Below are 15,225 nucleotides of genomic sequence, written 5' to 3' on the forward strand. Positions count from 1 at the left end.
AGCAATGCTTTTATCCGGATGTGTTGCGAGAGCGTGCTCATTCCGGCGCATCAGCCTTCGATACGCGGGCATGCGGTACGCACGGCCCCTCGTCGTCGGTGCTCCAGTCGGGAAAATTCTCTCCCTTTACTTTTTCGAAGAGCACGAACCGTGACGTTTCGTCGACTTTGCGGAACACCGGTCCTGGCGGCCCGTCCGCGAAAGGATCGACGTCCTTTCCCTGAACGAGAATGTAATCGAAATAAGCCCCGTCGATGCGATTGCGGTAAACGCACGGCGCCAGGATGAAGAACGGAACCGGTTTGCGCGGCGGCCTCACCGACTCCACGTAGTGGATGGGCCAGTGATGAAGTTCGGCAAACGAATACGAAGCCACACCGCCGCCGCGCGCGCGATGGTAGGAGCCCGAAAAAAGGCCGAGCCAGTGTCGCCGCGGCGACGACGCATCGAAGTTCAAGGTCATCACGCTCGTCCCAGGCTTCATTTTCGCGAGCAGCGCATCGAAGCCGGCCATGTCGACATGCGAATAGGTCCACACTTCGTACCCGGCCCATGCGCTGGTGACAAGGCTCGCCGCCGCCACGAAGGGCAAGAGTCGCACGTTGAGCCGGGACGCATCGAGTTCGAGCGGCAAAAGGGCGCTCAAGGCAATCAGCGGTGCCAGTCGCACGTTGAGCATCGTCCCGGCGCCCACGCGAAACGGTATCAAGAGATACGCGAGCATTGCGCATGCGAGGGGAATGTAAAGTTGAACCCACGGCGCGGGGGACGCCTCGCGCCGCATGTCGCGGCGTAAGGTGGTCACGGCGATCACGAAGAATGCGCCCCACCAGACGCCCGCACAGACCTCGTCGACGTGCGACAACCAGATGTCGAAGGTCCAGAGCGGAAGCGCGTGCAGCGCCCGCACGAGGCCCATCGACCCGATTTCATCCGCGTCCGTGAGCGAATCGCCATGAACGGTCATCTTGCCGAGGACGAACCACACCATCGCGGTCACCCCGCTCGGGACCATCCACACGACGCGGCGGATGGCATCCGGCAGACGGCGCCCCGCTTCACGTCGCAGACTCGGAAGAAGGCTCCAAAAGAACGCCGTGACCGAAAAGAAGATATAAGAACTCAGGTGCACGTAAAAGAGCACCACGGCCAGGACCGCGAGCACGATGGCGCGCGATCGCCGTGGTTCCTGCGCTTGGCGTGCGACCATCCCGAGCGCGAAAAATGCCAGTGGAATCGAGGCGATGAAGGGCAGGAACCCGATGAGCAACGCCCGATTCCAAAACAGCATGGGCGCGAAGATGGCGAGTCGTTCATCACGCCCCAGCGCGCGCAGCAAGCTCCGAAACGATAGGGGAAGTGCAATGCCGGCCAACGCCAGCAACACGAGATTCGCGTGTTCGGCACTGCCTGCGACCGACGTGAGCAGCGCGCCGACGGCATGGTAGAGAACGTATGGGCTGCGTGCGATGGCGAGATCGTAATATTGCGACGCGACGGAATGCGGAGCAGCCAGATCGTGCATGGTCGCAATCGACGCGACATGCTCGGGAAGATCGACGAACGGGAGAAACTTGCCCGCGAAGAGCGGCGCCACCGTGACGAGCGTGGTGCACCAAAATGCGGTGCACCACGCGTTCCAAGTGCGGGTGGCCGGAGCCACGAGCACCTACTTGCCCTTGTGCCCGTAGCAATAGCTGCTGTAGCCGTAGCCGCACCGACCGCCAAGGCCGTCCTCGGTGACGCCCGTATCGTCAGAGCCAGCCAACGAGCACCCTACCTGGATGGTGGTAAGGAGCCCCAGCAGCGCAAGCATGACAAGTGAGATGTGCTTTGCCCTACGCAACGAATGAATTGCCATCAACGACCTCCATTGGACTTTCGCCAAGCAACGCCGCGGGAGGGCAATCTACGTACCCGGTGGCTCGGCGACATCGTTTCTCGAGCCATCGCGTACCGCGTGTGACGCGCGCGTCGCAAGGGTGAAGCATCGGATCCCGTTCATGGGCCACGATGTGCCATGCGGAGAGCATGGGGTTCCTCGCGCCATGGTATGGTGCCTAGCATGGACATTCTTCGTACCTCGGTGGCTGCCGCGGCAGTTTGGGCGACGTCGTCGGTCATGGCACCCGCGCATGCAGCGACGCCCGCCGAGCAGGCGGTGTTGGCCCCTTTTCGCGCGGTGCTCGACGGCATCGGCAAGCGCGACAAAGCTTTGGTGCGCGCGCAGCTTTTGCCCGGGGGGACGACCACGTTCATCCGGAATGGGCAGGTCGTTCAACATACCTTCGATGCCTTCGTCGAGAAGCTGCCCTCCACTGGCACTTCCCGCATCGAAGAGCGCATTTACGATCCCTTGGTTCGCATCGATGACGACATCGCCGTCATCTGGGCCGCGTACGACTTTCTCATCGACGGCAAAGTCGATCACTGCGGGACCGACATTGCAACCCTCGTTCGACGCGACGGCCGGTGGCTCATCTCGACCATCTCCGACAACAGCCGCAAAACCTGCCCAGCCCGCCCAACGCCGTAGGGCTGTCGCTGGAAGAAGAGAAGCTGCCCCACCCGGCAGCGCTCTCCGGTGCTCTCCATGTCCTCATTTCGCGCTGCTGCCCGATCCGGACGAGGCCGAAGGGGGAGCGCATGGATTCGCAATTCGCGAATCGCGAATCGCGAATCGCGAATGCCCATAACCCTCGTCATCATCGACCAGTTCGCGCTGCCTGATCGAACCGCCAAGGACGCCAAGGCGGCGTGTTCCAGTTCTTTCCCCTACGGCGAGGTACCCGGAACACGCCGCGCTGACATCATTGGCAAATAGCGATTACGTTGCCGTTTCGGTCAAAAGCATTGGCACCAGTTTCGTGGGCTCATGGTCCACGGTCGGCAGCCGCACCCACCGCACGGGCAACACGTCCACGAATGCTTGGCAGGGCAGCTCGCCGTTGCCGACTCCGGAGAGACGTCGTTCGACGAAGAGACATCGGGCGTGACTTGATCGGCCGCAGTCTGTGTCGTCTCGTCGGTGCTCTCCGCTTCGGCACTGCATCCCGTGCCAAACAGCGATGCCACGAGCCCCAGAGAGAGAAAGGCCATTAAGACAGCTGAACGTTTCATGGTTAACCTCCTAGGAGGCGGCGAAAGCGCGCCTCGCAAGCGGCGCCTAGGCAAGAGAAAGGCCCTCGGCTGCACATCGTTGCGCCCCGATGAAATCGCAGCGCACGCGCGTTGGCTCGTCATGCAGCCCATGCACGGGCGATCCAATACGATCTCGAGCAGCGTCCCATGAGGATCGCGCGCAGCGTACCTGCGCAGCGCGGCGTGGCGGGGGTGGGTCGTGTGGACATCCATGCCGCATGCCTCGCGACGGTTGAACAATGCGCGCATCCTTCATAATGTCGCGGCATTTGGGGTTTACGTCCCCTGTGCATTTCTTCCAAGTTTGGAGACGACACCATGGCGCGATCTTACCTACTACCGCCGGTACTCCTTTCGGCGTGCATGGCCGTTCTCGGAGCGGCCTGCGACTCGAGTGATGACCATCCCGGTTCACCGCCTGGCTCGAACGAGGCGGGGGTCGACGGCGGGATCCCGAGAACGGGCTCCGACGACGGGGGCGCCGACGCGAACGCGGACTCCGGTTTGGACGCGGGCAACGATGCCGCCGGAGACGCCGGCACCGACGCGGGCCCCGCCCGGAGCTGCACGCCGGGCGACGACTTGGAGCACGCCCCTCCCGCCGTGAACGTCGACGGCTTGCCGGCCGTTCCCATCGACATGCGCGACGTCGATGCAAAGGTCGTCCTCGACGCGGCTGCGAAAGCCGGCACCGTGGACGTGACGATGCGATTCAAGATGGGGCCGAAATCGGGATATCCCATTTTCGACCTTCGCCAGACCATCCTAACCGCCAAAGTGAACGGCACCGAGCTGAATCCGCAGAGCATGGTCCTTCACGACTTCGGCGGCGGCGACGGGGCCGACCTTCGCGTCATCGCGGAGACGAACCTCGCCGCATGCAGCGAGAACACCATCCAGCTGACCTACAAGCTCGGAAAGCCCGCGTCGGGTTCCGCGGTCGCCATCACCTGGGGCACCAGCGCGAAGACCGTCAGTTGGGACTTTTGGCTCGGCGATCTGATTTCCGGGCGATACTTGGAACAGTGGTTCCCGGCGAACCTCATTTACGACAAGTTTGCCTTCAACCTCGACATCGATCTGCAGAACGTCGACAAAGTGCACGTTCCGGTCACCAATGGAACGGTCACCAAGCCAGGCGATACACACTGGCAAATTGCCTTTCCCGAGCGATTCACCGCCCTCTCTCCGATGTTGAAGTTCGTTCCGGAGGACACCCTCGATCGGCATCCGAACACCGAGCTCACGCTCCAGGACGGGACGAAAGTCCAACTCGAGCTGGTCAAAGAAAAGACCGTATCGGGCGACCTTCCGGCCATCGCAAAGGGCATCGAGTCGAACCTCAACGAGTTCGTGGCGTCCTCGGGGCCGTACCAGCACGGGGATCGACTCACCGTGTACATCTGGGACAACCCGGGCCGATCCATGGAGTTCGACGGCGCCACCACGAGCAACCTCCACTCGCTGAAGCACGAGCTTTATCATAGTTGGTTTGCGCGCGGCGTGAAGCCGGCCCTGGGGAGGGATGGCTGGTTCGATGAAGCGTGGACCGTGTACAACACCGACTCGGAGCTCGCCTTCGAGGTCAAAGCATTCGACTTCCGCGCCACACCGGTCAAACTCGCCCACGAGAGCCCCTGGCGTCGGCTCACCCCCGGTGCCTCCTATTCTTCGGGGGAGAAGTTCTTCGCCGGCCTCGCCGACACCGTGGGATTGCCCGCGCTCCGAGATGCGATGAAGGAATTCGCACGGCTCCACGCACGGAGCGTCATCACGACCGAGGAGCTCGAGAAGTATCTCTATTGCACCTTCGACAAGCCCGAGATCGTGCGCGCATTCCATCGTTTCGTCTTCGGTCGCTACGATGCCCCGCCGACGGTCGATCCCTCCATGTGCGACCGCCCGGGTTGGGTGGTGCGCCACTTCGATCCGGTGCAGGTGCGCTCCGACGCCGTCGAGGCCACGCGCGAGACGGATCCTGTGATGAAGCGCCTCATCGAGCAGTAGCCAAGTGGGGATGCCCCGCGCTTCGGCGCGGGGTCGTCCCGGGGGCTACGCGTCTTTTTTTACCGGCTCGTGGAGCTCGATGGCATTGCCGTCGGGATCTTGGATTTGAATCTGCTTGCCGCCCGGGCCTGTTTCGACCCGATTCGTGAAGCGGACCCCCGCGGTCTCGAGGGTGCCGATGCACGCGGTCAAATCGTCGACCATGATGACGATTCGATTCCAGCCGCCGGGTTCCTGTTGGCGGCCATCCGGCATGGGACGCGAGCCCGAGCTGCCTGGGCCGCTTAGGAGGAGTCTCAGGTTTCCTCGTACGACGCTGGCAAAGGCGGATCCCGCCTTGTGCTCGAGCTCGAAGCCGAGATGCTGGAGGTAAAATGTGGCTGCCCGATCGATGTCCGTCACTTGGTACCGGACCACAGCCGGGTGCGTGTGTTGGTGGGGTTCAATGGTTGGCATGATGCTGGGCAATCTTGCGACTCCAACGCGGGCCGTATTGGAAAAACTTGACCTTAGGCAAGCGCGACGTGGTTTTCCTTTACCTGCGCCGTTTGGCGGAGCACGTAGTCGACCGGGGACAGGCCAGAGAACGCCAGAAAATCCGCGATCATGTGCGACTGATCGAAATAGCCACATTCGCGCGCCAGCCGCGCCCAGTCCGGCGCCACGTTCCGTCGTGCTTCCTCGATCGTGCGTTGGAAACGTTGAATGCGATAGAAGAGCTTTGGCGTCGTGCCGACTTCGTTGGCAAAGAGCTCGTTGAAGTGGCGATGGCTCAACCCGACGTGCGCAGCGACGTCGCGGACTCGGGCACGGGGCCGCTGAAAGGTCTCCACGCCAAAGCGTACTTCGGGACGACGGGGCCGTGAATCCAGTGCGCGGGCGCGCAGCGCACCCTCGAGAAGCCGGAAACGTTGGGCGTGCGTCGTGGCGCTGCAAAGCCGTTCACGCAATTCCGAGGCCCATGATCCCCATAGATCCCCGCCCTCGACGTGCGCATCGGCAAGCTCCTTCGCGGGCATGCCCAAGAATGGGAATGCTCCACCCGGGCGGAAGTGCACGCCCATCATCAATGCATGCTCGGCCGTGTCGATGACGAAGAAGCGGCCGTAAGCACCCGATACGAGCATCCCGGAGTAGCGGGCGCACGGGTTTCCCGGGACGCGATCATAAATTCGAATCTCGTCGTCCTGCAGATTGATCACGAGCTCGAGGGTGCCGCTGGGAACGATGCGCTCTCTCTGATGGGGCGGCGCGTCGCTGAGAAGCCAGAGGTTGGCCACGAACTCGCACAGCGGCGGCGACGGTACGTGGGACAGGTAGAGCATCGGCTTCGACGATTCTACTACCGAATCGCGCCATGGACGTCATGGCGATATTTTTCTGGCGCGATACGCCTCGATCGAGAATCCACGTCGGGGCCGTGAATGGACCGACGGCGAGCCCGTCCACTGACCATGCGATCTTTCCATGGCCTATTCGCGCTTGCCGTTGTCGTCCCGTTGGCGCTTTTTGCGTGTTCCTCGTCGTCCTCTTCTTCCGACCCGCCGCCATCGAGCGATGGGGGATTCGAAGGGGGAGATGGCGCTCCGGGCGATGGTGAAAAAGACGCAGGCACCGACGCCACCCGCGATGCGACGGCCGACTCGGGTCCCACCGCCAAGTACTATTCGGGTATCGCGGACAAGTCGTGCGCGGAAGCCTGCCTCGCGATCGGCAAGACGTGCACCCCTTCGTGCACGGTCGCACGGAGCTGCGGCGCGCACGATCAAAAGGATCCGCCCTACGCGGGATCGGCCTGCTACTACCGCCAGAGCGGCGGTACCCGGTTCAATCAAGGTCGCTCGTTGCTCGGGTGCGACGAGGTGGTGACTACGACATGGAGTTACAACTTCAGCACGTACACCCTCGGTGATTACCTCGGGAACGAGCCGGCAAGCTGCTGCTGCCAGTAATTTCCTCGGGGCGACGTTCTTCCTCGCGGCGATGAAATTTTGCGTCGCCCCAGGTCGAAGTAGCACGGATGAGCATGTCGACCCCGATCCCGGCGACCGAGCATTCGCTGGCACGCGATATCCGCCTCCTCAAGATCTACGCGCTCTTGTCCACGGCGATGATCGTGTTTCTGGCGTTCGCGATTTTGCGTCCTCGCGAGAAGGAGCACATGACGCGACTCGAGGTGGAGCGCTTGGACATCGTCGAACCGGACGGCAAGGTGGGATACGTGCTCGCCAATCGCACGCGCGTGCCCAACCCTGTCGTGGACGGAAAGGAAATCGAACGCCACGCGGTACCCGCGAACAGCATGATCTTTTTCAACGATCGGGGCGACGAGAACGGCGGCTTCTACTTCGATAGCAAAACCGAATCGGACGGCAAGTACGTGGCAGCCGCCGGATTGAAGTTCGACCAGCACCGCGGCGACCAAATCATCGGAATGTCGTACGACGAGGAGAACGGGAAGCTCGAAGCGGCCTTTCGCGTCTGGGAGCACAAACTGAGTGGCTACGAGTATCACAGGCTCCTCGATGCCGCGAAGGCCCTGCCGCCCGGCCCCACCCGTGACGCGAAAATCGACGAGGTGCGCATGCAATGGGGCGAGGAGCGCCTGTTCCTCGGACGTCACGCCGACGGAGTGGCCGAGCTGGTGATTGCGGACCGGGACGGTCATCCTCGCATCCGGCTTTCCGTCGACGATGCGGGCAACCCGAAGATCGAAATGCTCGACGCCGGAGGGCGGGTGATCAGGGCTCTCTGAAGCGCGGCGTTGTCGAGAAACGCAGCGGCATGATCGATTCGATCATGTCATTCGTGGTTCACGCATGCGACACATCCCTTGGAGTCGGTGCACCTGCGTCCCGCGCTTCACGTTGTAATGCGGACGATTAACATCATTGCGCGTTCCCGCCGATGGAGCTAAGGCCTTGCCACTGGAGGTACGACTCCGATGACATTCGAGCGAACACGCCATCTCGTTTTGGGCGGCACGCGGTTCTTGCTGGGTGGATTCGTGATGGCACTCGCAGCTTGCGCCGTCGACGGTTCGAGTCCGCGCGAAGAACCAGCTTTGGACACCGGGGCGACGGGCAGTCAGTCCTCCCCGCTCGCACTGAGCATGCTCCACACGCAGAATCGCAACATCGTCAATGCCAGCGGCACGGTCGTGCCCTTGCGGGGATTCAACCTTGGCGGGTGGCTGGTGTTCGAGAAGTGGATGACGCCGATGGATAGCGGAAGCCTCGGCGACAGCTATGGCGTTCTCCAACAACTCGATAACCGCTTTGGCGTGGCCACCGAGCAAAGCCTCATCAAATCCTATCAGCAGGCCTGGCTCACCACGTCGGATCTCGACAACATTCGGAACGCTGGCTACAACACCGTGCGCGTGCCGGTCTGGTATGGCAATTTCTATCCGCTCAACAACATCTCCAACGGCGGTTGGCGCTCCGACGCCTTCGAGATGCTCGATTGGGTGGTGAACAACGCGGGCTCGCGCGGTCTCTATGTCATCATCGACATGCATGGTGCCGTCGGCGGGCAAAGCACGGCCGACCACACCGGTCGCTCGAACCAGAATCAGTATTGGGCGAACGACAACAACAAGGGAAATACATCTTGGATGTGGTGGCAAATTGCCAACCACTTCAAGGGAAATGGCACGGTCGCCGGCTACGATTTGCTCAACGAACCCACCGGCGGCCCGAGCACGCAGGCCGTCTGGGATGCCTACCGGAGCCTCTATTCCACGATCCGCTCGGTGGATCCCGACCATATGATTTTCATCGAGGGCACGTTCGGCAATTGGAATTGGAGCATGCTCCCGCCGCCCTCGCAGTATGGCTGGACCAACGTGGTCTACGAGATGCACGAATATCAGTTCAACGGCACCGAAGCGCAGGTGCGGGCAGGTACGGATCGGCAAGTGGCCGACTTCAACAACCACGCATCCTGGAACGTGCCCGGCTACATCGGGGAGTTCAACTGTTTCGAATACCCCGCCGCGTGGACCTATACGAAGAATGCGTACAACAACTCCGGGCTGAGTTGGACCATGTGGTCCTACAAATCGACGAATGCCCTGAACCCCACGAGTTGGGGATGGTACGGCCCGACGTCCTGGAAGACCACGCCCAACATCGGCTCCAACTCGGCCGACGCCATCCGCAGTGCCTGGCAGCAGTGGCAAACAGGCACCGCGTTCGCGAAAAATACGAGAATCGGCTTGTAATCGAGGCTGGTCGGTCCGACGCCCTCGTCGAACGCGCCATGCTACACATGGTGCGGTGAGCACCGACTACGTTACCGACGTCACCTGCTATCGAAGCTTCGTGGGCGATCTCAGCCCTGCGAAGCTTCGCCTCGTAGCGGCCATCAATGGTTTCCCGATGCCGCCCGGGGAGGACTTCGACTATTGCGAGCTCGGTTCCGCGCACGGCGATACCGTTTCGGTGTTGGCCGCGTCCAACCCGAGGGCGCGCTTCATCGGGGTCGACGTGAATGCGGCGCACATCGCCAGCTCCCACCGCTTGGCCCGGGAAGGAAAGCTCGACAATCTGCGCTTCGTCGAGCGTGACTTCGAGGAGCTCGACCACGAACCCATTCCCGATCTCGACTTCATCGCCGCACACGGCGTTTTGAGCTGGATCGGGCCAGCCAAGCGCAAGGCCCTCGTCGACTTTGCCTCACGAAAGCTGAAGCCCGGGGGACTTCTCTACGTAGGCTACAATGCCTTGCCCGGGTGGTCCGCGGTCGAGCCCCTGCGCCAGTTGCTTCTCACCGGGGGAGCGGGCGCCAAGGACGACACGATGGAGCGTGCCCGCCTGGGGTTTGCGCTGGCCAAACACATGCACGACGCCGGGGCCATGTACTTTACGGCCAACCCGTCGGCCACCGCGATGCTCAAACGGATGGAGGAACTCGGGCTTCCGTACATTGCCCATGAGTATCTCAATGCGAATTGGACTCCGATGTACTTTTCCCAGATGGCGCGGGAACTGTCCGAGGCCGACTTGTATTTCGTGGGGCAGTCGACATTGTATGCCAATTATCGCGATTTGGCCGTCCCGCCGGTCCTCGCGAAGCTTTTCGAAGGCATCAGCGATCGCGGTATGTACGAGTCGTTCAAAGACTTCGCCTTGAACGAGTTCTTCCGGCGCGACGTATTCATCAAAGGACGCACCGGCCGCTCTCCGGAGGCCGTGCGGGCCTATTTCGATTCGACGTCCTTTGGATTGCTGCATTCATTTCCGGTCCCGGAGTTTCGGCTGCCCCATGGCACGCTGACCTTCGAGGGGCCTTTGTTCGAGGCTCTCTTCGCGACCCTCGCCGAGGGCGGCGCCGCCACGGAAAGCACATTGGTGGCACACCCGAAGCTCGAGGCGTTCGGCGCGGAAAACGTCCGTGCAGCGCTTTTGCGGGCATTGTTGACCGAGCGCGCGGCCCCAATGCCATCCGCGTCTCGGCCCTTTTCCGAGAAAGAGTCTTGGCGCGTGGGGCTGGATTACAATCGAATGATCCTGCGTCAGGGGCCACGCCCCGAGATCCCGCTGGTATTGGCTTCGCCCATCACCGGCACGGGGGTTTCCATTTCGCCGCTCGAGGTTCTAGCCATTCGATTGCTCGCCGAAGTTCCGCCTTCGAAATGGCAAGAATGGATTCGCGATCTCTTCGTGCAGCACGCCTATCGGATCGTGGTGGGCGGCCGCGCGGTGGAAGGGGCCGATGAGGGCGTGCGGCTCGTGCTCGCCGAGGTCACCCGGTTTCGACGGAGCCGGCTGCGGTCGTTCGTCGAATGGGGCATTCTCGAGTGAGCCCCGCGCCGCTCCCGCGTTGGAAAATGGCGGCCGGCTGGGAATGGCGCAAAATTCGTTGCCTTGGCCGCGAAGGTTTTGGCTCCAGCGTCCGTACCTAGGCCAGCGGATAGCTCCGCGCCAAGGAAAGCCCCACATGTCCCACCGTTCGTCGTTCGTCCTGTGCATTGCGTTGTTTGCCCTCACCGCGTGCAACGCGGGCGAAAAAGGTCCCGCCGGCCCCAAAGGCGAACCGGGCCCCCAGGGCGAACCTGGCCCGCCCAACGGCCCGCCAGGTCCCCAAGGTCCCGCCGGAGTCCAAGGGTTCGTCGGGCCGGAGGGGCCAACCGGTCCCCAAGGCCCCGTCGGTCCCTCGGGCATCGCCGGTCCGCAAGGCCCCGCCGGCCCGCAAGGTCCCGTGGGACCGGCGTCGTCCGGCTTCCAGGATGGCTCGCGCATCAAGCAGAAATGGAGCCACGGGGCCGACGGCTCACGCATGCCCATGGGCCTGTACGACGCCCAATTGCAGACGGATTGCTCCTACGCGACCGTGGACGATGGCAAAATGCGCTGCATCCCGTATGGCGCCTATTACTATAATGACTATTACGTCGACGCCAGTTGCTCCCGGCACGCCGCCATTGCCGTCGGCTGCATCACGGCTGCACCCAAGTACGCGCAAGCCGGCGCAGGGACCTGCGGCGTGACGATCTATTCCGTCGGCGCAGAGATCGGCCAGCTTTTCATCCAGTCAGGGACAAACTGCAGCTCGACCACGGTGCCCGTCGGGTGGCGCGTCTACGCCGTAGGTTCGCGCGTCGCGGCAAGCACCTTCTCCGAGACAACCGTCAGCACCGATCCGTAAGATCGGTTTATTGGGTACTTCCTATTCGCGCATTGTTCAGCTGCGAAGGATGGCAACTATTCTTCGCGCGGGCCGACTCTTTTCCACGGCCGCCATTCTTGGAAGGGTTCGCGACTCAAGGCGGACCCTCCTCTCGTTGCAAGTGGATGTTGCACCGTGCAACGTGCGACAGCGGGACGTGTGCATATCTTGGATGAGCGCGATTTAGCCCAGGCGTTCAACTTCTTGGCTGAGCAAATACCTGCAATTCGTTGGCAATCGATTTGGCGCGACGGTCGATATCGTGCCAATCGAGAATGCGGCACGATTTAATTCTTTGAGCCTCATTGCCAAAGTCCGAAAGCTTACTTAGCTTCCATGGGCTTTGCGGCGGCAGCCGAGGCAGTCGTCGTGTTGCCTGGATCGTGAGCGCGAAGGTTGTTGCGACGTTGCAGAACGTTGCCAGGAGTTGGTTCAACCATGTCACCCCTAGCTCGACGCCGGGCAGCCCCAAGCTCGGATCGTTCTTTCACGTCCCGCGAAAGCGGCGAACACCAGGTCCAGGCCTTGGATTCCCGCACCCGAACACGGTGCGCGGATCGCCTCGTCGAGGTGCTCGAGCGGGCGGGCGTGGACACGATCTATGGTGTCCCCGGAGGCACCATCAGCCCGATCTACGATGCATTGATCGATCACCCCGGTATCAGAGTGGTGCACGCACGCCACGAGACGAGTGCGGTCTTCATGGCGATTGGGCACACGCGGGTTCGGCCCGACGCGCTCCCGTGCGTCCTCGTCACGTCGGGACCGGGCGTCACCAATGCCGTCACCGGCCTTGCCGCCGTCTTGAGCGAGGGCGTAGCCGTCATCGTGATCGGTGGCGAGGTCCCACGGACCAAGTTCGGTCATCGCGCGCTTCAGGAGGGGAGCGCCGAGACCATCGATGTGGTGAACATCGTGCGAACCGTCACGCGCTCGGCGGCCTGCATCACCATTCCGGAGCACGCGACCTACCAGCTTACCGCCGCGATCCACCGCGCGCGTACCGAGCGCGGCCCGGTCTTTCTATCGCTCCCGTTGGACGTCGCACTCGCCGACGTGGCGCCCGCCCAATTTGCAGCTGCGACACCGCGAAGGCCCGCACCGCCCGACACAGCGCTCGAGGAGATCGCCGGCATCCTTCGCAGTGCGGATCGCCCCCTCCTCCTTCTCGGTTCCGGCGCCCGCGGCGCCGCACGCGAGATCCGGGCGCTCGCGGAGAAGCTGCAGATCCCGGTGGTCACCTCCCCCAAGGCCAAGGGCATCGTGCCCGAGACCGCGCCGTATTGCCTCGGTGTCTTCGGCTACGGAGGGCATCCCTCCACCATCGAGTACCTCGAGCGGCAGCCGGCGGACGTCGTATTGGCCCTCGGCTGCGGCCTCACGGAGCCGAGCACCAACAGCTGGTCTCCGTTGCTTCAGGCGTCGCGCACCATGATCCAGGTGGACATCGACGCGAGCCAATTCGGGCGCAACTACCGCGCGGATCTGGCGCTGGAGGCGGACGTGACCGCCATTGTCGGAAGGCTCGCCACGCTTCTCGCCGATGCGCCGGCATGGGACGTTCCGCACGAGGCGATACGCTACCTCGACCCGCAGGCACTCGAGAGCGATCGCACGCCGCTCGGGCCGGCACGGGTCCTCCGCGTCCTGCAGGAGCAGGTACCCGCCGACACGATCTACACCGCGGACATCGGTGAGCATCTCTTGTTTGCGCTGCATTACCTTCGTCTATCCGAGCCGGATCAATTCATCGCGTCATATGGACTCGGGTCGATGGGCTCGGGCATCTGCGCAGCGATCGGCGCAAAGCTCGCCGCGCCCGAACGCACCGTGGTCGCCATTTGCGGCGATTACGGATTTCAGATGTACGGCATGGACCTCAACATGTGCGTGCACGAGCACCTCGGCGTCGTCTTTCTCGTGATGAACGACGACCGAATGCGCATGGTCGAGGCCGGAATCGATCGGATCTACGGCCGCGGCCTTCCCATGGATGGGCCCCACGTCAACTTCGCCGACCTCGCGCGTGCGCACGGGGCCCAGGGTTTCGTGGCGGCCGATGTTCGCCAGCTCCGCTCCGCGCTGCGGCGCATCCGCCCCGACGTGCCGACGGTCATCGACGTTCGCATCGACCCGAATTCGGCGTTTCCTATGAATGCGCGGGTCAAAGAGATAAGCAACTTCGCAGTGAAGTGACCGGAAGAGGAAGATGTCATGTTGCATTCAAAGTTTGGTGCAGGGCTCCGCTCGCTCGCCATTGCGTTTCCCAGCATTTTGCGAACGAACGACCATTTCCGGAGTGCGCACCCTGACATGGTGGCGCACGCCGAACAGTTCTCCTTGGCCAAGGTATGGGGAAAAGGAGAAGCGGCGGCCGCGGCCCCGACAGCCTTCGACTTGACGATGGCACCGTACCTCGCCGATCCCTTCCGAGGTGCGGCCGAGCGGCGCCTCCGTGCACCGGGCGAACCTGCGCTCGCGATGGAGCTCCGGGCCGCGCGCGGTGCGCTCGATGCGGCGGGCATCACGGCGAAGGACGTGGACCTCACCCTGGTGAGCTCCTTCGTCGGTGACCGGTTCGGCGTGGGCAACGCGGCGTACCTTGCCAAGGAATTGCAACTTCGCGCGCCCGCGATCAACTTCGAGACGGCGTGCTCGAGCTCCGTCGTAGGCCTCCAATTGGCGGCGAGCCTCATCGCCAGCGGCGCCTATGGCCGCGTGCTCGTCGTGGTTTCCACGTCGAACTCGGTGCAGGTTGTCGACGACGACTCGCTCGGGTGGTTCGTGGGTGACGGCGCGGGCGCACTGCTCGTGGAACGCTCGAGCGCGGAAGGCTTCGGCGTTCTCGGCTGGAAGACCATCAACTCGATTGAAACGAACGACATGTTCGTGATCCATTCCGTCCCCGAACGCGCCCGCCGCACACGGCTCTGCACGAGCGCCAACGAGAACGCGGGTGCCATGGCGCGCAACACGGCCGAGCCCTATTTGCGCGCATGCGTCGACGGCGCCCTGTCGATGGCTTCCGCATCGGTGCGCGACGTCGATTTCTGGGTATTCAACACGCCCAACGCCTGGTACGCCGACTTTTGCGCCCGCGTGCTCGGCGTCGAGCAAGGCCGCTACCACAGCGTCTACCCTCGATATGCAAACATCGGTGCCGCGCTCATGCCCGCGACGCTCTACCACGCCCTCCACGAGGGGCGCATCCACCCGGGCAATCTGGTCGGCCTGTACTCGGTGGGCAGCACCTCCACGGCAAGCGCCTTGATCATGCGAATTGGGAATGTGGCCCTAGGCCCTTATCCCGAACGACCCGACGAGAAAGGGACTTTCCCATGTTTCGATCGCGCATCTGTTTGATCCTCCTCTGGGCTTTTTTAGTGGTTGTCGCGGATGCTCACC

Annotated in this window: 13 protein-coding genes; 9 read left to right on the forward strand and 4 right to left on the reverse strand. The window is 62.8% G+C overall.

Features of this window, described 5'->3' with window-relative positions; translation table 11 throughout:
- Nucleotides 1-37 precede the first annotated feature (37 nt).
- A complete protein-coding gene (locus LVJ94_51365) occupies nucleotides 38-1,663 on the reverse strand; it encodes a hypothetical protein (protein WXB05286.1) in 1,626 nt (541 codons plus the stop codon).
- Nucleotides 1,664-2,065: 402 nt separating this feature from the next.
- On the opposite strand from LVJ94_51365, the gene LVJ94_51370 reads away from it, so the two are divergent.
- Nucleotides 2,066-2,536, forward strand: a complete 471-nt coding sequence (locus tag LVJ94_51370) for a nuclear transport factor 2 family protein (protein ID WXB05287.1) — start codon at nucleotides 2,066-2,068, stop codon at nucleotides 2,534-2,536.
- Nucleotides 2,537-2,844: 308 nt separating this feature from the next.
- On the opposite strand, the gene LVJ94_51375 is transcribed toward LVJ94_51370, so the two are convergent.
- Nucleotides 2,845-3,120, reverse strand: coding sequence for a hypothetical protein (locus LVJ94_51375; protein WXB05288.1), 276 nt, complete (start codon nucleotides 3,118-3,120; stop codon nucleotides 2,845-2,847).
- A 339-nt stretch (nucleotides 3,121-3,459) separates the two neighbouring features.
- Here LVJ94_51375 and LVJ94_51380 point away from each other — a divergent pair, with 339 nt between their 5' ends.
- Nucleotides 3,460-5,148 carry a hypothetical protein gene (locus LVJ94_51380; protein WXB05289.1) on the forward strand — a complete coding sequence of 563 codons (1,689 nt, stop codon included), beginning with the start codon at nucleotides 3,460-3,462 and terminating at the stop codon, nucleotides 5,146-5,148.
- A gap of 45 nt (nucleotides 5,149-5,193) precedes the next feature.
- On the opposite strand, the gene LVJ94_51385 is transcribed toward LVJ94_51380, so the two are convergent.
- Nucleotides 5,194-5,604, reverse strand: a complete 411-nt coding sequence (locus tag LVJ94_51385) for a VOC family protein (GenBank protein WXB05290.1) — start codon at nucleotides 5,602-5,604, stop codon at nucleotides 5,194-5,196.
- A 53-nt stretch (nucleotides 5,605-5,657) separates the two neighbouring features.
- Nucleotides 5,658-6,473 carry a helix-turn-helix domain-containing protein gene (locus LVJ94_51390; protein ID WXB05291.1) on the reverse strand — a complete coding sequence of 272 codons (816 nt, stop codon included), beginning with the start codon at nucleotides 6,471-6,473 and terminating at the stop codon, nucleotides 5,658-5,660.
- A gap of 129 nt (nucleotides 6,474-6,602) precedes the next feature.
- On the opposite strand from LVJ94_51390, the gene LVJ94_51395 reads away from it, so the two are divergent.
- The 7 genes from LVJ94_51395 (at nucleotide 6,603) to LVJ94_51425 (ending at nucleotide 15,183) form a co-directional block, all read left to right on the forward strand.
- Nucleotides 6,603-7,100 (forward strand): hypothetical protein, encoded by a 498-nt coding sequence (locus tag LVJ94_51395; GenBank protein ID WXB05292.1) that lies wholly within the window; start codon nucleotides 6,603-6,605, stop codon nucleotides 7,098-7,100.
- Between the two features lie 68 nt (nucleotides 7,101-7,168).
- Complete coding sequence (locus LVJ94_51400) at nucleotides 7,169-7,903, forward strand: hypothetical protein (GenBank protein WXB05293.1); 735 nt, start codon at nucleotides 7,169-7,171, stop codon at nucleotides 7,901-7,903.
- 189 nt (nucleotides 7,904-8,092) lie between these two features.
- A complete protein-coding gene (locus tag LVJ94_51405) occupies nucleotides 8,093-9,373 on the forward strand; it encodes a glycoside hydrolase family 5 protein (GenBank protein WXB05294.1) in 1,281 nt (426 codons plus the stop codon).
- A 55-nt stretch (nucleotides 9,374-9,428) separates the two neighbouring features.
- The gene (locus LVJ94_51410) at nucleotides 9,429-10,955 is read left to right on the forward strand and encodes a class I SAM-dependent methyltransferase (GenBank protein WXB05295.1); all 1,527 of its coding nucleotides are present in this window, start codon (nucleotides 9,429-9,431) and stop codon (nucleotides 10,953-10,955) included.
- 136 nt (nucleotides 10,956-11,091) lie between these two features.
- The gene (locus tag LVJ94_51415; protein ID WXB10843.1) at nucleotides 11,092-11,799 is read left to right on the forward strand and encodes a collagen-like protein; all 708 of its coding nucleotides are present in this window, start codon (nucleotides 11,092-11,094) and stop codon (nucleotides 11,797-11,799) included.
- Nucleotides 11,800-12,345: 546 nt separating this feature from the next.
- Nucleotides 12,346-14,016, forward strand: a complete 1,671-nt coding sequence (locus tag LVJ94_51420) for a thiamine pyrophosphate-binding protein (GenBank protein WXB05296.1) — start codon at nucleotides 12,346-12,348, stop codon at nucleotides 14,014-14,016.
- 18 nt (nucleotides 14,017-14,034) lie between these two features.
- Nucleotides 14,035-15,183, forward strand: coding sequence for a hypothetical protein (locus LVJ94_51425; GenBank protein WXB05297.1), 1,149 nt, complete (start codon nucleotides 14,035-14,037; stop codon nucleotides 15,181-15,183).
- Nucleotides 15,184-15,225 lie beyond the last annotated feature (42 nt).

This window comes from Sorangiineae bacterium MSr11367 (assembly GCA_037157805.1).
Lineage (GTDB): Bacteria > Myxococcota_A > Polyangia > Polyangiales > Polyangiaceae > Pendulispora > Pendulispora rubella.

Coding starts and splice junctions, on each gene's coding strand:
- LVJ94_51370 (WXB05287.1), top strand. CDS start 2,066: ATGGACATTCTTCGTACCTCGGTGGCTGCCGCGGCAGTTTGGGCGACG.
- LVJ94_51375 (WXB05288.1), bottom strand. CDS start 3,120: ATGAAACGTTCAGCTGTCTTAATGGCCTTTCTCTCTCTGGGGCTCGTG.
- LVJ94_51380 (WXB05289.1), top strand. CDS start 3,460: ATGGCGCGATCTTACCTACTACCGCCGGTACTCCTTTCGGCGTGCATG.
- LVJ94_51385 (WXB05290.1), bottom strand. CDS start 5,604: ATGCCAACCATTGAACCCCACCAACACACGCACCCGGCTGTGGTCCGG.
- LVJ94_51390 (WXB05291.1), bottom strand. CDS start 6,473: ATGCTCTACCTGTCCCACGTACCGTCGCCGCCGCTGTGCGAGTTCGTG.
- LVJ94_51395 (WXB05292.1), top strand. CDS start 6,603: ATGCGATCTTTCCATGGCCTATTCGCGCTTGCCGTTGTCGTCCCGTTG.
- LVJ94_51400 (WXB05293.1), top strand. CDS start 7,169: ATGAGCATGTCGACCCCGATCCCGGCGACCGAGCATTCGCTGGCACGC.
- LVJ94_51405 (WXB05294.1), top strand. CDS start 8,093: ATGACATTCGAGCGAACACGCCATCTCGTTTTGGGCGGCACGCGGTTC.
- LVJ94_51415 (WXB10843.1), top strand. CDS start 11,092: ATGTCCCACCGTTCGTCGTTCGTCCTGTGCATTGCGTTGTTTGCCCTC.
- LVJ94_51425 (WXB05297.1), top strand. CDS start 14,035: ATGTTGCATTCAAAGTTTGGTGCAGGGCTCCGCTCGCTCGCCATTGCG.